Here is a 14,981-nt window from a genome sequence, read left to right on the forward strand (position 1 = left end):
CCCAGCCGACCGAGGGAAGGGCTGTTTCTGCCCTACGCAAATTCAGGAGGAACCAATGGCAATTGAAGCATCTACAGAACAAGCGCGCGAACCGCGCATCCGTCTCGGCATGGTCGGCGGCGGTGCCGGCGCGTTCATCGGCGCCGTTCACCGCATCGCGGCCCGCATCGACGACCAGTACGATCTGATATCAGGCGCGCTGTCGTCAACGCCGGAAAAGGCGATTGCATCGGGCCGCGACCTCGGCCTCGATCCGTCGCGCACCTATTCCAGCTATCGCGAGATGGCGATCCGCGAAGCCAAGCTGAAGAACGGCATCGAGGCGGTTTCGATCGTCACGCCGAACCATGTGCACTATGACGCCGCGAAGGAATTCCTGCGTCGCGGCATTCACGTCATCTGCGACAAGCCGCTGACCTCGAACCTTGCCGACGCCAAGAAGCTGAAGAAGGTCGCCGACGAGAGCGGCGCTCTCTTCATCCTCACGCACAACTACACCGGCTATCCGATGGTTCGCCAGGCACGCGAGATGATCGCCAATGGCGAACTCGGCGACATCCGGATCGTCCAGGCCGAATATCCGCAGGATTGGCTGACCGAGGCCGTCGAGCAGACAGGCGCCAAGCAGGCCGTGTGGCGCACCGACCCGGCGCAGTCGGGTGCGGGCGGCTCGACCGGCGATATCGGCACGCATGCCTATAACCTCGCGTCCTTCGTATCAGGCCTCGAACTCGACAGCCTGGCTGCTGATCTCGACAGCTTTGTGCCCGGCCGGCGGCTGGACGACAACGCTCACGTTATGCTTCGCTTCAAGGCGAAGGGGTCGGAGAAGGCGGCCAAGGGCATGCTCTGGTGCAGCCAGGTGGCCCCCGGCCATGAGAACGGTCTGAAGGTCCGCGTCTATGGCACCAAGGGCGGTCTCGAATGGGTTCAGGCCGATCCGAACTATCTGTGGTTTACGCCGTTCGGCGAGCCGAAGCGCCTGATCACCCGCAACGGCGCCGGTTCCGGCCCGGCGGCGGCCCGCGTTTCGCGCATCCCGTCCGGTCACCCGGAGGGCTATCTCGAAGCCTTCGCGACGATCTACACGGAAGCTGCGCACGCCATCAACGCGCACAAGAAGGGCAAGGCGGTCGACAAGGCCGTCGTTTACCCGACCGTTGATGACGGCGTGAAGGGCGTTGCCTTCGTCGAAGCCTGTGTGGCTTCTTCGAAGAAGAACGGTGCCTGGGTCAAGGTCTGATCCTCACTCGACTACTCTGACGGATAAAACTAATGAGCGCGTTTCCTAGAATATTAGGATGCGCGCTCATTGTCGTTTAACAATGCTATGGCAGAAAATGCGCGCAACCACATGGAGAGATGGTCGATGAAAGTTTCTGCCAAAGTTCTGACATGCGCGTTTGCGCTCGCTGCGTTTCCGGCATTGTCGCAGGAAGTCCCCAACCGCGCACCGAACTTCTACGCCGGCGAGCGTGCTCTCGGCACGGTCAAGGTGCAGACGACGATGTCCCTCTCGGTGCCTGTTGAGGTCGGGCAGGAAATCGGTGAACAGATCAAGGCAGCCCAGAAAGGGCTCTACACGATGGCTAGCGAGCAATGTGATCTCATCCTGCAGGCACTGGCCGAAAGCTGCCAGATCACCAACCTCACCAGCAGCGTGGATCTCAATCGCGGTGGGCGCAACGAAATCCTCGTGAATGCCGCAGTGACAATGGCCGTGAAGGTCAAGGACGCAGCGAAGGGGCCCTAACCAGCACGGCGTCATTGAGACGCCGAAGTGCAAGCCCGCTTCGATTTATCCGGCAAAGGGTGGCCAGGTCAGGCACGGACCGTCGCCGGTTTGCGGTTCCACCCGATATCGCCTTGATTTCAGCCCTCTGCCCGCCTAGATTGCGGCCATCGCCAATACCAACAGGATGTGTGCAGCAATGGATTCCACGCCGATCGCAACGCCAGCTCGCCTTGCCATTCGGGAGTCCTTTATCCATGCCTGCATCCATTACCCTATCCAATCTGTTGTGGTCCACGCCTGACGGGCGACCCCTTCTTTCCCATCTCGATCTGAGCTTCGGCGCCGAGCGAACCGGTCTTGTCGGCCGCAATGGTGTCGGCAAGACGACGCTGCTCAAGCTCGTCTCTGGCGAACTGCAGCCGCAATCCGGCAGCATTGCCTTTGGCGGACGGCTCGGCATCCTGCGCCAGTCGGTCCAGGTGGAGGAGGGGGCAACGGTCGCCGATCTCTTCGATGCCAGTGATGCGCTCGCAATCCTTCGCCGCGCCGAAGCTGGCGACGCCACTGCCGACGAACTCGCCATTGCTGATTGGACGATCGAGGCGCGTATCGCCGCGGCGATCGAACGCGTCGGGCTGGACGCAGAACCGGAGACGTTGCTTATCTCGCTTTCCGGCGGCCAGCGGACGCGTGTGGGTCTTGCGGCCCTCGTCTTCTCCGATCCCGATTTCCTGATCCTCGACGAGCCGACCAACAATCTCGACCGGGATGGGCGGGAGGCTATCATCACGTTGCTTTCCGGCTGGCGCGCCGGCGCCATCGTCGTCAGCCATGATCGGGAGTTGCTCGATACCATGGATGCGATCGTCGAGATCACCAGCCTCGGTGCCCGGCGATATGGTGGAAACTGGAGCGCCTTTCAGGTGCGCAAGGCGCTTGAGCTCGCCGCCGCCGAGCACGACCTCGCGGACGCGGAGCGGCGTGTTGCCGATGTGGTCCGCAGCGCCCAGGTCGCGGCGGAACGACAGGCCCGCAGCGATCGCAACGGCCGCAAGAAGGCGGCAAGAAGCGATATGCCGCGTATCGTCGCCGGTGGCCTCAAGCGGGCGGCGGAAAACACCAGCGGCAACAAGGTTCGCCTTGGCGAAAAACGCCGCGAGGAGGCGATGGAGGAGGCGGCCGCGGCGCGGCAGCGGATCGAGATCCTGCAGCCCTTTTCAGCGCAACTCGCGTCAACCGGGTTGCCGCCCGGCAGGCATGTCTTGCGGTTGGAGCGCGTCACCGCGGGCTATCGGCCCGAGGCGCCGATCATCCGAAACCTCTCTTTTGCCATGACCGGCCCCGATCGCGTCGCGATCGCCGGGCCGAACGGCTCCGGCAAGACGACAGTGCTGGCGCTGATCACAGGCGTGCTGCAGCCGTGGTCCGGGACCGTTTCCGTCATGACCGGCTTTTCACTGTTCGATCAGAGTGTCAGTCTGCTCGATCGATCGTTGTCGATCCGCGAGAATTTTAGCAATCTCAATCCCCAGGCCAATGAGAATGCCTGCCGTGCGGCGCTGGCGCGTTTCATGTTCCGGGCGGATGCCGCCCTGCAGCAGGTGTCGACGCTCTCGGGCGGGCAGTTGCTGCGCGCCGGTCTTGCCTGTGTTCTCGGTGGCGCAAAGCCGCCGCCGCTGCTCATCCTCGACGAACCGACCAACCATCTGGATATCGATTCCATTGCAGCCGTAGAAGCGGGGCTGCAGGCCTATGACGGAGCGCTGCTTGTCGTCAGCCACGACGAGGTGTTTCTGGAGAATATCGGCATATCGCGTCTGCTTCAGCTTCCGCTTGGCGAAGAGCTTCTTCTCTAGGCGGGCCGGGTGCGGGGTCAGATGTAAAGGCCGGCCATCTTGCGCCAGGCGCCTGCCCGGTGAGCGCGGCCTTCCCAGACATGCAGCTGGTGGCCGACCTGCTTCTCCGCCAGCAGCCGGCTGAGGTGATAGTTGTTGTCGAGGAAGGGGTCGGCGTCACCGATGGTCAGGACGATCTCGACCTCGCGCAGCTTATCCAGCTGCCAGCCGCCGTTTAGCCCCGGCAGGAAGTGCGTCGGCGTGTGGAAATAGACCGTGTCGTCGTAATAGCCGTCGAACAGATCGCCGAAGGAGTCGACCCTGATCGTCAGGTCGTAGCGGCCGGAGAAGGCAACCAGCTTGCGGAACAGATGCGGATGCCGGAAGACCAGGCTGGCGGCCTGGAAGGCGCCGAGGCTGCAGCCATGCACGATGGTGCACTCATGTCCGTTCTTCGATGCCATCAGCGGCAGGACTTCGTTCAGGATATAGTCTTCGAAGGCCGTGTGGCGGCGGATTCGGTCAGCCGGATGCCGGTCGAAGCCGTAGAAGGTCTCTGTGGCCAGCCCCTCGATGCAATAGAGCTGCAGCTGGCCGGCTTGCAGCTTGTCGGAAAGGCTTTCGACCACGCCGAGCCTTTCGTATTCCCAGAAACGTCCCTCGCGGGTCGGAAACATCAGGACCTTGGCGCCGGCATGGCCGAACACCAGCAGTTCCATCTCGCGATGCAGGCGTGGACTATGCCAGCGCAGATATTCCCGGTTCATAACACCTTGAAGAAATCTCGGACTTTCTCGCGCAGTACCGCGTTCTGCTCAGTGCTGCCGGGATAATCGAAGTGCCCCGCATCCAATATGAAGGTTTCATTATATTTTGATGTCGGAAGGGCGTTGGCCACCGCGAACTGGCAGGGCGGCGCGACGGCGGGGTCGAAGAGGGCGACGGCTGCGAGCATCGGCACCTCGATCCGGCTTGCGGCACTGGCTGCGTCGAACATCCGCAGGGTCTCGAGAACGCTTCCATGTGTCGTCTGGTATGTCTGCACGGAATCTGCGCTGCCGACGGTCGGTAGCGTCAGCCATAGCTCCCGGTCGCCCAAGGTCGGGACGACGAGGTGGCCGCGATCGATGCGCGGATCGAACGGGATCGCCAGCGCGCCGATGCCGCCGCCGAAGCTGACGCCGCTGTAGCCGATGTGGCCTGAGAGCCATGGATAAAGTGTGAGAAGCGACGAGACGGCAAGCCAGAGATCATCGACGCAGCCGCCGATGATGTAGGTGTTCGGGTTGTCGATACCCTGCAGGACATGCCCCGACGCATCGGCCGGAATGGGCGGGCGGGCGCTGAGCGACAGGCCACGGGCGCAGGGGAAGAAAATGGCAGCTTCCTCGACAGGCAGGTCGAAATCGGGCGCATCGCGGCCGCCATAGCCGTGGCCCACCACCAATCCGCGGCGCACCGGCAGCCGCCGTGGCAGGAGCAGCCAGCCGCCGATCTCGAATCCACCGGTCGAGGTGTAGGTGATGTCGAGGACCTGCCAGTCGGGATGCGTCAGGCTGCTCTTTCGAAGCACCGGCTGCGGGTCGGTGGCGATCGCTCTTTCGTATCGGGCCTGCCAGAACGCATCGAACCCCGGCGGCGCTTCGGGCGGAACGATCGCTCGGAGGTCGGCAAGGGTCATGCCGTAGGTGGGGTTAAAGGCGAAGGGGTGTGTGGTGGGAATGCTCATGGGAGGGTTGTTTCGCGAAAGGGCGCGCAATGCAAGGCGGGAGCGCCTGATGCGCAAGGCGCCCCCGGAACGGCTAACCTGAAACGTTACAGCATTGTCATTTCCACGCTGTACAACATCGGTCCGCTTGGCTAAACCGCCTCTTGAAACCATGAAGAACGGGATTTTCATGATCGATCCGAAGACCCTTGCTGCCCGCTTCCCGGGCGATTTCACGTTCGGCGTTGCGACGGCGGCGTTTCAGATTGAAGGCGCTTCCAAGGCAGACGGCCGCAAGCCCTCCATCTGGGATGCCTTCTGCAACATGCCGGGTCGCGTATTCAACCGCGACAATGGCGATGTCGCCTGCGATCACTATAACAGGCTCGATCAGGACCTCGATCTCATCAAGTCCATGGGCGTCGACGCCTACCGCTTCTCGATCGCCTGGCCGCGCATCATTCCTGATGGTACCGGCCCGGTAAACGAGGCGGGCCTCGATTTCTACGATCGTCTCGTCGATGGCTGCAAGGCGCGTGGCATCAAGACCTTCGCAACGCTTTACCATTGGGATCTGCCGCTGCTTCTCGCCGGCGACGGCGGCTGGACGGCGCGCTCGACGACCTATGCATTCCAGCGCTACGCCAAGACAGTGATGGCCCGCCTCGGCGACCGCCTCGATAGCGTCGCGACCTTCAACGAGCCATGGTGCATCGTCTGGCTCAGCCATCTCTATGGCATTCATGCGCCGGGCGAACGCAATATGCAGGCAGCGCTTCACGCCATGCACCACATGAATCTCGCGCATGGCCTCGGCGTCGAAGCGATCCGCGCGGAAGCGCCCAACGTGCCTGTAGGCCTCGTGCTCAACGCCATGTCCGTCATGCCGGGCTCCGACAGCGCTGCCGACATTGCGGCTGGCGAACGCGCGCACCAGTTCCACAACGGCGCCTTCTTCGATCCGGTCTTCAAGGGCGAGTACCCGAAGGAGTTCCTGGAAGCACTCGGCGAGCGCATGCCCGTTGTGGAAGAGGGTGATCTCAAGATCATCAATCAGAAGCTCGACTGGTGGGGCCTCAACTATTACACGCCGTTGCGAGTTGCTGATGATCCGGCAAAGAACGGCGACTTCCCCTGGACTGTCGAGGCGCCACGCGTCAGCGACTTTAAGACCGATATCGGCTGGGAAGTATATGCGCCTGGCCTGAAGAACGTCGTCGAGGATCTCTATCGCCGCTACGAGCTGCCGGAGTGCTACATCACCGAGAACGGCGCCTGCTACAACATGGACGTCGTCAACGGCGAGGTCGACGACCAGCCGCGCCTCGACTATTACAGCGAGCACCTCGATACCGTCGCCGACCTGATCAAGGACGGGTATCCGATGCGCGGCTACTTCGCCTGGAGCCTGATGGACAATTTCGAATGGGCCGAGGGCTACCGGATGCGGTTCGGCCTCGTGCATGTTGATTACGAGACCCAGGTCCGCACGGTAAAGAAGAGCGGCAAGTGGTACAGCGAACTTGCGGCACAGTTCCCGAAGGGCAACCACAAGAGCAGCTGACGAGCGCATGGCGCGAATCGGCGCCGTGGCTTAAACCGTGCGCATGGAAAAGCCGCTCTTCCTCTATGCGCTCTGCGGCAGCCAGCGAAAGGCTTCGACCAATCGCCGGCTGCTCGAAGCCCTGCGGGATAATGCGCCCGCAGGCGTCGTAGTCGAGATCTGCGAGCTGATCGGCGAGCTGCCGATCTTCAACCCGGACCGCGAGGGCGAGAACACGCCAGCGATCGTCGAAGAGTTTGCAGCCAAGATCCGTGCGGCCAACGGCATTATCGTCGCATGTCCGGAATATGCCCATGGCCTGCCCGGGGGATTGAAGAACGCGCTTGATTGGCTCGTTTCCCGCGACGAAGTGCCGTTCAAGCCCGCAATGATTGCGCATGCCTCGCATCGCGGCGATTTCGCCCTCGAGCAGTTGACCGAAGTACTGAAGACGATGTCGCTGCGGCTTGTCGACGAGGCTTTTCTAAAGATCTCGTTGCTTGGCAAGACGGATGGCGGACAATCTGACGTCCTTGCCGAAGCCGTGAAAAGCGGGCTTCTCGTATCTGTGCTTGTAAAACTCTGCGCTGCAATCAATCGCGTTGGCGTCTGACTCATTCCGTCAAGTTGCGGAAAACATTGCGTAATCAATGTATTTTCCTGACGTTTTGGGGGCTAGCGGTTATGGCGAAAAAATCGCCGATGATTAATCGTTACATCGATCCCTTAACCGTTTTTTGAGCCCTAGCTGGCAGACTTCCGTGATCGGGGAGCAATGAATGCGGGCAATTTTCGGGGGCAACAAGAAAGTATCGGGCATCGGTCGTCATGCGACGGTCGCCGGCGTGCTTTTCTCCTTTGCCATTGTTGTCGCAATTGTCACGACGCTCGTGTTGAGCGCGCTCGAGCGCGTTGCGGATCGATCCAACGTGCTGGATGACGAGCGCTCCCGTGAAACTGTCTCCGGCGCCCTGAAGACCTTCGAGATGCAGTTGGGCGCGACGCTCAACGATTATGCAGCCTGGGACGATGCCGCGGTGAACGTCTATGCCGCCGATGGCATGGCCTGGACGATCAGCAACTACGGCGAAATGTCGGTCAACAGCGCCCTCTTCGATATGGCAATCGTGATCGATGACGAGAAGAAGTCGATCATGGCCTATCAGGAAGGCAAGCCGATGGAAGGCGCGCTGGACGATTTCTTCTCGCCCGCGCTCTGGTCACTCTTCGACAAGGTGAAAGCGGCGGGCCTGCAGGACAACCCGGAGGCGACAGGTTTCGTCGATACCAAATCCGGTATTGCGGCGGTCGGCGTCGCGCTGGTGCGCGAGAAATCCGGCGCGCTCGATATGCCGGCAGAAAAACATCGCTATCTCATCTTTGCCCGCCACCTAGGTTCCGAGAGGGTGGCCGAACTTGGCGCGACCTATGTGGTCGACGGTTTGAAGCTGGTCGCCCCTGATTTCGAAGCCCCGTATTCGGTGGCGATCGCCGACGCCAAAGCGGCCATGCTCGGCAAGCTCATCTGGCTGTCGCGGGGGCCCGGCGATATCGGCTATGGCGAAGTTCGTCCGATGGTCGTCAAGGCACTCGGACTTGTCGGCTTGTTCTTCATCGTTCTGCTCATCATCGGTTGGCTGGCGCTACGCCGCCTCAAGGCCGAGGAAATCATTGCCCGAGAGGAAGCCAATCGTGACCGGTTGAGCGGCCTGTTGAACCGAGATGGGCTTGGAACCGCGATCGACGCCTTCGTTGCCGAGGCAGCGCAAACGCATCGCAATGTGCTCATCCTCTATCTCGATCTCGACGGCTTCAAGGAAGTCAACGACGCTTATGGTCATGGCACCGGCGATCAGCTGATCCGCGCGGTCGCAGCTGGCCTCAACGTGCTCATTCCTGTGGGCGCCGTGCTCGCCCGCATCGGCGGCGACGAGTTCGCCATCGCTTTTGTCTCCGAGAGTGAGCACGCCGTTGCCCTGCAGCTTTCCGAGCAGATCCTGGACTTCCTCGCAGAACCGCTGGAGATCGGCCGGCGCGTCGTCGTCATCGGTGCAAGCATCGGCATCGCCATGTCGGAGGGTGGTGCGATCGACCGCGAGGAACTGGTGCGCCGGGCTGACCTTGCCATGTACAAGGCCAAGGAAGCCGGCCGTGCACGCATGACGCTTTACGATCCAGCCATGGACGCCGACCGGGCCGAGCGCAATGCGCTGGAACTCGATTTGCGCATGGCGATCGAAGGCGGTGATTTGCAGATTGCCTATCAGCCGCTGATCGATGCTGCGACCCATGAAATGACGGGCGTCGAGGCGTTGGTGCGATGGAACCGCCCGGGTCACGGGCCGGTCTCGCCTGAAGTGTTTATCCCCATTGCGGAAACCAGCGGGCTTATCGAAGCGCTGGGGCTCTTTGTTTTGCGCAAGGCCTGCGAGACAGCCAAGCAATGGCCGGAACTGCGCATCTCGGTCAATGTTTCTCCGGGGCAGTTCCGTAACCCGGCCTTTGTCGACTATGTCCGATACGTGCTGAAGCAGACGGAGATCGAGGCCAAGCGGGTGACCCTTGAAGTCACCGAAGGTTACATGATCCAGAACCCTCAGCGTACCCGGCAGGCGATCGAGCGACTGAAGACACTCGGCGTCAAGGTTGCGCTCGACGACTTCGGCTCGGGCTTTTCTTCCATCGGCTACCTGCGCCAGTTCGGCTTCGACCGCATCAAGATCGACCGCTCGCTGGTCATGGACATCCTGGAAAGCGACAGCCAACGCGAAATGCTGCAGGCGACGGTGGCACTTGCCCGCTCGCTCGACATTCCGGTCACGGCCGAGGGTATCGAGACCGAAGAGCAGGGCATAGCGGTGCGGCTCTTCGGCTGTGATACGTTACAGGGCTACTTCTTTGGCCGGCCGATGCCGGCCGATCAGATCACCGAACGGCTGATGCGGTCGCGCGCGGCAAAGGTCACCACCCGCCGCACCAACGCCGCCTAATCAGGTTCCGATGTGCTTTTGGCCACGCTTCTTGGCGAGCGCGATCTGATGCTGCCGCTGGCGGTAGCGCAGGCGGTCGTCTTCGCTGCGCGTGCTGTAGCAGTTGCTGCAGGAAACGCCTTCCTCGTAGTGAGGTGAGGTGATCTCCTCAGCTGTTATCGGATTGCGGCAGGCGTGGCAAAGCTTGTGTTCGCCTTCCTTTAGGCCATGCTCGACCGAGACGCGCTCGTCGAAGACGAAGCAGGCGCCATCCCAGAGGCTTTCTTCCTGCGGGACTTCCTCGAGATACTTCAGGATGCCGCCCTTGAGGTGATAGACCTCCTCGAAGCCCTGCTCCTTCATGAAGGCGGTTGCCTTCTCGCAGCGGATGCCGCCGGTGCAATACATGGCGATCTTCGGCTTGTTGTGCAGGCCGGTATTGTTGCGCACCCAGTCCGGAAACTCGCGGAAGGTCTTCGTATTCGGGTCAACAGCACCGCGGAAGATGCCGATTGCCGTCTCATAGTCGTTGCGCGTGTCGATGACGATCGTGTCGGGATCGGAGATCAGCGCATTCCAGTCCTGCGGCGCGACATAGGTGCCGACCACCTTGTTCGGATCGATGTTCTCGACGCCCATGGTGACGATCTCTTTCTTGAGCTTCACCTTCATGCGCAGGAATGGCATCTTCGATGCGTGGCTTTCCTTGTGCTCGAGCGCGGCAAATTCCGGCTGCGCGCACAGGTAGGCGAGCACTGTCTTGATGCCCGCGTCCGGTCCGGCGATCGTGCCGTTGATCCCCTCGTGCGCCAGAAGCAGCGTACCCTTCACGCCATTGTCTTCGCAAAGTGCCTGCAGCGGCTCGCGCAGGCTTTCGAAGCGCGGCACGGAAACAAAATGGTAAAGCGCCGCGACGAGAAAAGGGCTCGCCGCTGCCGTCGGTTGGGTCAGCGTGTCTGTCATGCGGCTGGAAATACAGGTTTCGGCCCGCGAACGCAATCGGCGGGATCGTCGCGGTTAGCAACGGCCCTCCAGAGCAGCGCGATCCGGTCCGCTTCCTTGTCATAATCTTTCGGGAACACATCCTCGGCACGGTCCAGCGCTGCATTCCGATCTTCCTGCTGGCGGAAGATGATGGCGTCGAGCAGACGGGCGAGATCGTCCGCACCCGGAAAAAGGTGCGGCTCTGCCTCGACGAGTTCGCAGAGCACATCGAGATCGTGGACGTGACCGAGCAGATCAACGAGTTGGCTGGCCGCTTCGTACTTCGCCTTCATTGCCGTCGGCCACAGGGGGCGGAGAAGAGTGTGATAGGCGCGGTAGTCCTGCGTCCGTTTGCGCAATGTATGGAAGGTTTCCGCCGAGGCTTCGTCGTGACAGGAGGCAATTGCTTTCTGCGCTCCGCGGACGGTTTTTCGCCAGCCTTTGGCGATCAGTCGCGCATTCTTGCTCTGACGGCCGTTGAACTCGATTGTGTCGAGCGCGGCGATGGCCTCCCCAAGCATGCCGGGTATTTCCGATAGCCGCTGCTCCAGGCCGCTCTCGGCGGCCCCAAGCATACGATCGCGGCGCATCTCGAGTGCAGAGACGATGCGGCCGAGTGTCTCACCCTCCTCGGCATCGCGCGCGTTCTCCTTCAGGTAGACGGCAGTGTCGATCAGCGCCGCGGCATCACGGATTGTGGAGACGGATTTGGCGACGTCGCGGAGCCTGGCGTTCTCCCGCTCGCGAAAGGCCGGGATGTCCCTGGCGACGAGGCGATAGAGCGAGCGAACGCGTTTCAGGTTCTTGCGGAAGTCATGGATGGCCTCGTGCGTGCCATTCGGCCTCTCTTCAATAATGTCTATCGCCTCTCGCAGGTGGCCAGCGGCCGCTCTACGAAATTCGTCTGTGAGATGGTGGTCAGGCCGTATGCGAAAAGGCATGCCTATCGTGCTCGAATTCGGTGGCAAGGGCCTGATTTGAGTAGCGGAAATCACCTGTAACTTCACGGCCGATCCAGGCGGGCAGCGTTGGATTGTCGTCTTCCGAATCCATTTCGACTTCTGCGATTACCAGTCCGTGGTGCTCGCCGGCGAAGACATCGACCTCCCAGACAAAACCATCATGGGGGACGCGGTGGCGCGTCTTCTCGATGACAATGCCGACTGCCTCCTTCAAGAGCTCTTCAGCGTCGCCAACAGGGATATCGTACTCGAATTCGTCGCGCGTCATCGTGCTGCGGCCTATCTTGACCGTCAGCCGTGCTTTCTTGTCATCCAGCACACGAATGCGGACCGATCGGTCGTCCATGGAGGCAATGTAGCCCTGCCGTAGCTTCGATTTCGTCTCGGCTTCGGAACGCCATGCATCGCTGCGTACTAGAAACTTCCGCTCGATTTCTTTCGCCATTTCCGATGACCTTTTGTGACGATTTTATTACGCTAGCCTAATTTTCCCGCTATGGGTACCCATTCTGTTACGAGGATAGGTTTTGTCTCGACAAAGCGCACCCTTGGAGGTATTTCGAGACCCGAATTCAATCGTTTCAAAAGGATCACGCGGCCATGGGCGAAAAGACAGAAAAGCTCCTTTCCATCCTGAAACTTCAGCCTGTTGTACCGGTTCTGATCGTCGATGACGTCAAGTCCGCGGTTTCGCTGGCGCGTGCTCTTGTCGCAGGCGGCCTGAAGGCGATCGAAATCACCATGCGCACGCCAGCCGCCCTCGATGCCGTTCGCGCCGTTGCCGACGAGGTCGAAGGCGCTGAGGTGGGTGCCGGCACCATTCTCAACGCCGCCCATTGGGATGCCGCGGTCGCTGCCGGCTCGAAATTCGTCGTCAGCCCGGGCGCGACGCAGGAGCTGCTGGATGCGGCCCGCAATTCCTCCGTTCCGCTGCTGCCGGGTGCTGCGACCGCAAGCGAGGTCATGGCGCTGCGCGAGGAAGGCTACAAGGTGCTGAAGTTCTTCCCGGCAGAACAGGCTGGCGGCGCTGCCTATCTCAAGGCGCTGTCTTCGCCGCTCGCAGGTACAGTCTTCTGCCCGACCGGCGGCATCTCGCTGAAGAATGCGATGGATTACCTGTCGCTGCCGAACGTTATCTGCGTCGGCGGCTCCTGGGTGGCTCCGAAGGAATTGGTTGCTGCGGGCGATTGGGCCGGCATCACCAAGCTCGCGTCGGAAGCCGCTGCACTGAAGGCTTGATTCCAGGATAAACGGCATTTGATGCAGGCGGCATTTCCGCCTGCATTTGTATTTTGGGCGTCAGCACCTATCTCCCATTTGGCCTCTAGACAGGGAGATGATGAGGAATGATCGACGCGAAGAAGCTTCTTGAGCAGTTTCTGGGTTCGCAGGTGCCGGGTGTCGGCGGTACCGTCAAGGACCGGGCGGGCGACGCGATCCAGATGGCCAAGGACAATCCGTGGAAAGCCGGTGCGCTGGCAACCGTTCTGCTCGGGACCAAGGCTGGACGCAGCATTGCCGGCAATGCGCTTACTATCGGCGGTCTCGCTGCGATCGCGGGTCTCGGCTATCAGGCCTATAAGAATTATCAGGCAGGGCAGGCGCCGGCTACTCCGTCCGATGCGCCCCCACCAAGGACGGCCGTGCTGCCGCCCCCCGCTGACTCCGGCTTCAGCACCGGTTCCCCCGCCCAAAGCAACGAATTCGTACTCGTTCTCATCCGCGCCATGATCGCCGCGGCCAAGGCCGATGGCCATGTCAACGATGACGAACGCGCCCTCATCCTCGAGAAGATCAGGGCCGCGGATGTCGCCGCCGAAGCCGCCTTCTTCATCGAACGGGAGTTGTCGCTGCCGACGGATCTCGACGCACTGGTTGCCGCCGCCGAGACTGAGGAGCAGCGGGTGGAGCTCTACACCGCGTCACGCCTGACCATTGAGCCGGATTCGCGCGCCGAGCGCGGCTATCTCGACCTGCTGGCTGGTCGCCTTGGCCTTCCCGATGCTTTGGTCGACCACATCGAGGCGACGGTGTCCTCCGCCAAGGTCAGCCTCTAAAAGCATCATTCGGCCAGTTGCCTTTCCCAGGCGGCTGGCCTAAGCCATGTCTCCTTACCCGGAGGAGCGTATGCGCGATCTATCGAATTTCAAGGGCTGTCCGGCACCCCAGCCGGTGACCCTCAGGGGGCGTTTTGTCACCGTCGAACCCTATGTCCGCGAGCAGCATCTGCAGGCTTTGTGGGACGGACTTGGCGGCATGGCCATCAATCCCTTGCTGCGCTACTTCTCGCAGCCCGATTTTACAGGTACCGAGGACTTCGCCGCCTGGCTTCAGTCGGTCGCCAAATCGGGTTGGCTGACGCATGTCTTCCGAGACAACAGCTCCGGCAAGATCGTCGGCATGGCGAACTACATGCGGGCCGATCCGGCCAATGGCGTGGTCGAGGTCGGCGGCGTCGCGCACGGTTCCGACATGAAGCGCTCGCCGCTCTCCACCGAAGTTCACTATCTGATGGCCAAGCATGTCTTCGAGGATCTCGGTTACCGGCGCTACGAGTGGAAATGCGACAATCTGAACGAGGCGAGCAAGACGACGGCGGCCCGCTACGGTTTCACCTACGAAGGCGTGTTCCGCCAGCACATGATTTCCAAGGGCCGCAATCGCGATACGGCCTGGTTTTCGATGCTCGATTCCGAATGGCCTGTCCTGAACGCAGCGTTCGAGGCCTGGCTGTCTCCCAGCAATTTTGATGCAGACGGCAAGCAGAAGCGGCGGCTGGAGGAAATCCGCGCCGAGCTGACCAAGGAATCGACAGAGTGACGGATCCGAGATCGGAAGGCCGTTCGCAGGCAATTGCGGCGGCCATCATCCTTATGGCCGCCGGCCTCGTGCTCTATTTCATGCCGGCCATCATTCTCGCACTTGGCAGCTACTCGCCGTATCTGGCGGCTGGTGTCGGCGCGTGCCTGGTTCTGGCTTTTTTCGTCGTCTTCTGGCTGAGGGCGCGATATCAGCGCCAGCGCGGTAAATAGCGCCGTAGGCTCTAGGTGTGTAGTCCCTGAGTGTGATGGTGCATCATTGAACCTGAGTCGTCAGGAAGAGGATGCATTATGGGAAGTATTCTTCACGGCAGCGCCCGCACGACGCCGCGTCTTCGAGCCGAACTCCAAGCGTCGCAAGAAAGTACCCGGTCCCTTGCCGCCCGCTACGGCCTGAACTCGAAGACGGTGGCCAAATGGCGCGAG

Annotated in this window: 15 protein-coding genes and 1 pseudogene; 11 read left to right on the top strand and 5 right to left on the bottom strand. The window is 61.4% G+C overall.

Going from position 1 to position 14,981, the window contains the following annotated elements; all coding sequences use genetic code 11:
• The first annotated feature begins 55 nt into the window (after positions 1-55).
• The 3 genes from AF71_RS21500 to AF71_RS21510 all read left to right on the top strand — a co-directional run bounded on the left by AF71_RS21500 (position 56) and on the right by AF71_RS21510 (position 3,591).
• Positions 56-1,243 carry a Gfo/Idh/MocA family oxidoreductase gene (locus AF71_RS21500; RefSeq protein ID WP_018856539.1) on the top strand — a complete coding sequence of 396 codons (1,188 nt, stop codon included), beginning with the start codon at positions 56-58 and terminating at the stop codon, positions 1,241-1,243.
• A 126-nt stretch (positions 1,244-1,369) separates the two neighbouring features.
• Positions 1,370-1,753: a hypothetical protein gene (locus AF71_RS21505; protein WP_018856540.1), complete on the top strand. Its 384-nt coding sequence runs from the start codon at positions 1,370-1,372 to the stop codon at positions 1,751-1,753.
• Positions 1,754-1,989: 236 nt separating this feature from the next.
• On the top strand, positions 1,990-3,591 hold the full coding sequence (locus AF71_RS21510) for an ABC-F family ATP-binding cassette domain-containing protein (protein WP_018856541.1): 1,602 nt from the start codon (positions 1,990-1,992) through the stop codon (positions 3,589-3,591).
• Between the two features lie 17 nt (positions 3,592-3,608).
• On the opposite strand, the gene AF71_RS21515 is transcribed toward AF71_RS21510, so the two are convergent.
• Complete coding sequence (locus AF71_RS21515; protein ID WP_018856542.1) at positions 3,609-4,337, bottom strand: alpha/beta hydrolase-fold protein; 729 nt, start codon at positions 4,335-4,337, stop codon at positions 3,609-3,611.
• On the bottom strand, positions 4,334-5,299 hold the full coding sequence (locus tag AF71_RS21520) for an acetylxylan esterase (protein ID WP_169682964.1): 966 nt from the start codon (positions 5,297-5,299) through the stop codon (positions 4,334-4,336). The genes AF71_RS21515 and AF71_RS21520 overlap by 4 nt, the downstream gene beginning before the upstream one ends.
• A gap of 169 nt (positions 5,300-5,468) precedes the next feature.
• On the opposite strand from AF71_RS21520, the gene AF71_RS21525 reads away from it, so the two are divergent.
• From AF71_RS21525 to AF71_RS21535, 3 genes are all read left to right on the top strand, one after another.
• Positions 5,469-6,842, top strand: coding sequence for a GH1 family beta-glucosidase (locus tag AF71_RS21525; protein ID WP_026371714.1), 1,374 nt, complete (start codon positions 5,469-5,471; stop codon positions 6,840-6,842).
• A gap of 43 nt (positions 6,843-6,885) precedes the next feature.
• The gene (locus AF71_RS21530; RefSeq protein WP_169682969.1) at positions 6,886-7,434 is read left to right on the top strand and encodes an NADPH-dependent FMN reductase; all 549 of its coding nucleotides are present in this window, start codon (positions 6,886-6,888) and stop codon (positions 7,432-7,434) included.
• Positions 7,435-7,600: 166 nt separating this feature from the next.
• Positions 7,601-9,811 carry an EAL domain-containing protein gene (locus AF71_RS21535; RefSeq protein ID WP_113470623.1) on the top strand — a complete coding sequence of 737 codons (2,211 nt, stop codon included), beginning with the start codon at positions 7,601-7,603 and terminating at the stop codon, positions 9,809-9,811.
• Here AF71_RS21535 and AF71_RS21540 read toward each other — a convergent pair whose 3' ends face one another.
• The 3 genes from AF71_RS21540 to AF71_RS21550 are packed head-to-tail and all read right to left on the bottom strand — an operon-like array spanning position 9,812 to position 12,181.
• Positions 9,812-10,753 carry a rhodanese-related sulfurtransferase gene (locus AF71_RS21540; protein WP_018856547.1) on the bottom strand — a complete coding sequence of 314 codons (942 nt, stop codon included), beginning with the start codon at positions 10,751-10,753 and terminating at the stop codon, positions 9,812-9,814. It abuts the gene before it with no gap.
• On the bottom strand, positions 10,750-11,715 hold the full coding sequence (locus tag AF71_RS21545) for a CHAD domain-containing protein (protein ID WP_113470625.1): 966 nt from the start codon (positions 11,713-11,715) through the stop codon (positions 10,750-10,752). Before AF71_RS21545 ends, AF71_RS21540 begins: the two co-directional genes overlap by 4 nt.
• Positions 11,693-12,181, bottom strand: a complete 489-nt coding sequence (locus AF71_RS21550; RefSeq protein WP_018856550.1) for a CYTH domain-containing protein — start codon at positions 12,179-12,181, stop codon at positions 11,693-11,695. Before AF71_RS21550 ends, AF71_RS21545 begins: the two co-directional genes overlap by 23 nt.
• Before the next feature lie 155 nt (positions 12,182-12,336).
• On the opposite strand from AF71_RS21550, the gene AF71_RS21555 reads away from it, so the two are divergent.
• The 5 genes and pseudogenes from AF71_RS21555 to AF71_RS21575 all read left to right on the top strand — a co-directional run.
• Positions 12,337-12,975 (top strand): 2-dehydro-3-deoxy-phosphogluconate aldolase, encoded by a 639-nt coding sequence (locus AF71_RS21555; protein ID WP_018856551.1) that lies wholly within the window; start codon positions 12,337-12,339, stop codon positions 12,973-12,975.
• Positions 12,976-13,082: 107 nt separating this feature from the next.
• Positions 13,083-13,793 carry a tellurite resistance TerB family protein gene (locus tag AF71_RS21560; RefSeq protein WP_113470626.1) on the top strand — a complete coding sequence of 237 codons (711 nt, stop codon included), beginning with the start codon at positions 13,083-13,085 and terminating at the stop codon, positions 13,791-13,793.
• A 70-nt stretch (positions 13,794-13,863) separates the two neighbouring features.
• Complete coding sequence (locus tag AF71_RS21565; RefSeq protein ID WP_113470627.1) at positions 13,864-14,556, top strand: GNAT family protein; 693 nt, start codon at positions 13,864-13,866, stop codon at positions 14,554-14,556.
• Positions 14,553-14,768, top strand: a complete 216-nt coding sequence (locus AF71_RS21570) for a hypothetical protein (protein ID WP_018856554.1) — start codon at positions 14,553-14,555, stop codon at positions 14,766-14,768. The genes AF71_RS21565 and AF71_RS21570 overlap by 4 nt, the downstream gene beginning before the upstream one ends.
• Before the next feature lie 78 nt (positions 14,769-14,846).
• Positions 14,847-14,981: pseudogene (locus AF71_RS21575) on the top strand (IS481 family transposase); the annotation flags it as partial.

Origin of the sequence: Rhizobium sp. 57MFTsu3.2, assembly GCF_012932765.1 — a bacterium.
GTDB classification, from domain to species: domain Bacteria; phylum Pseudomonadota; class Alphaproteobacteria; order Rhizobiales; family Rhizobiaceae; genus Rhizobium; species Rhizobium altiplani.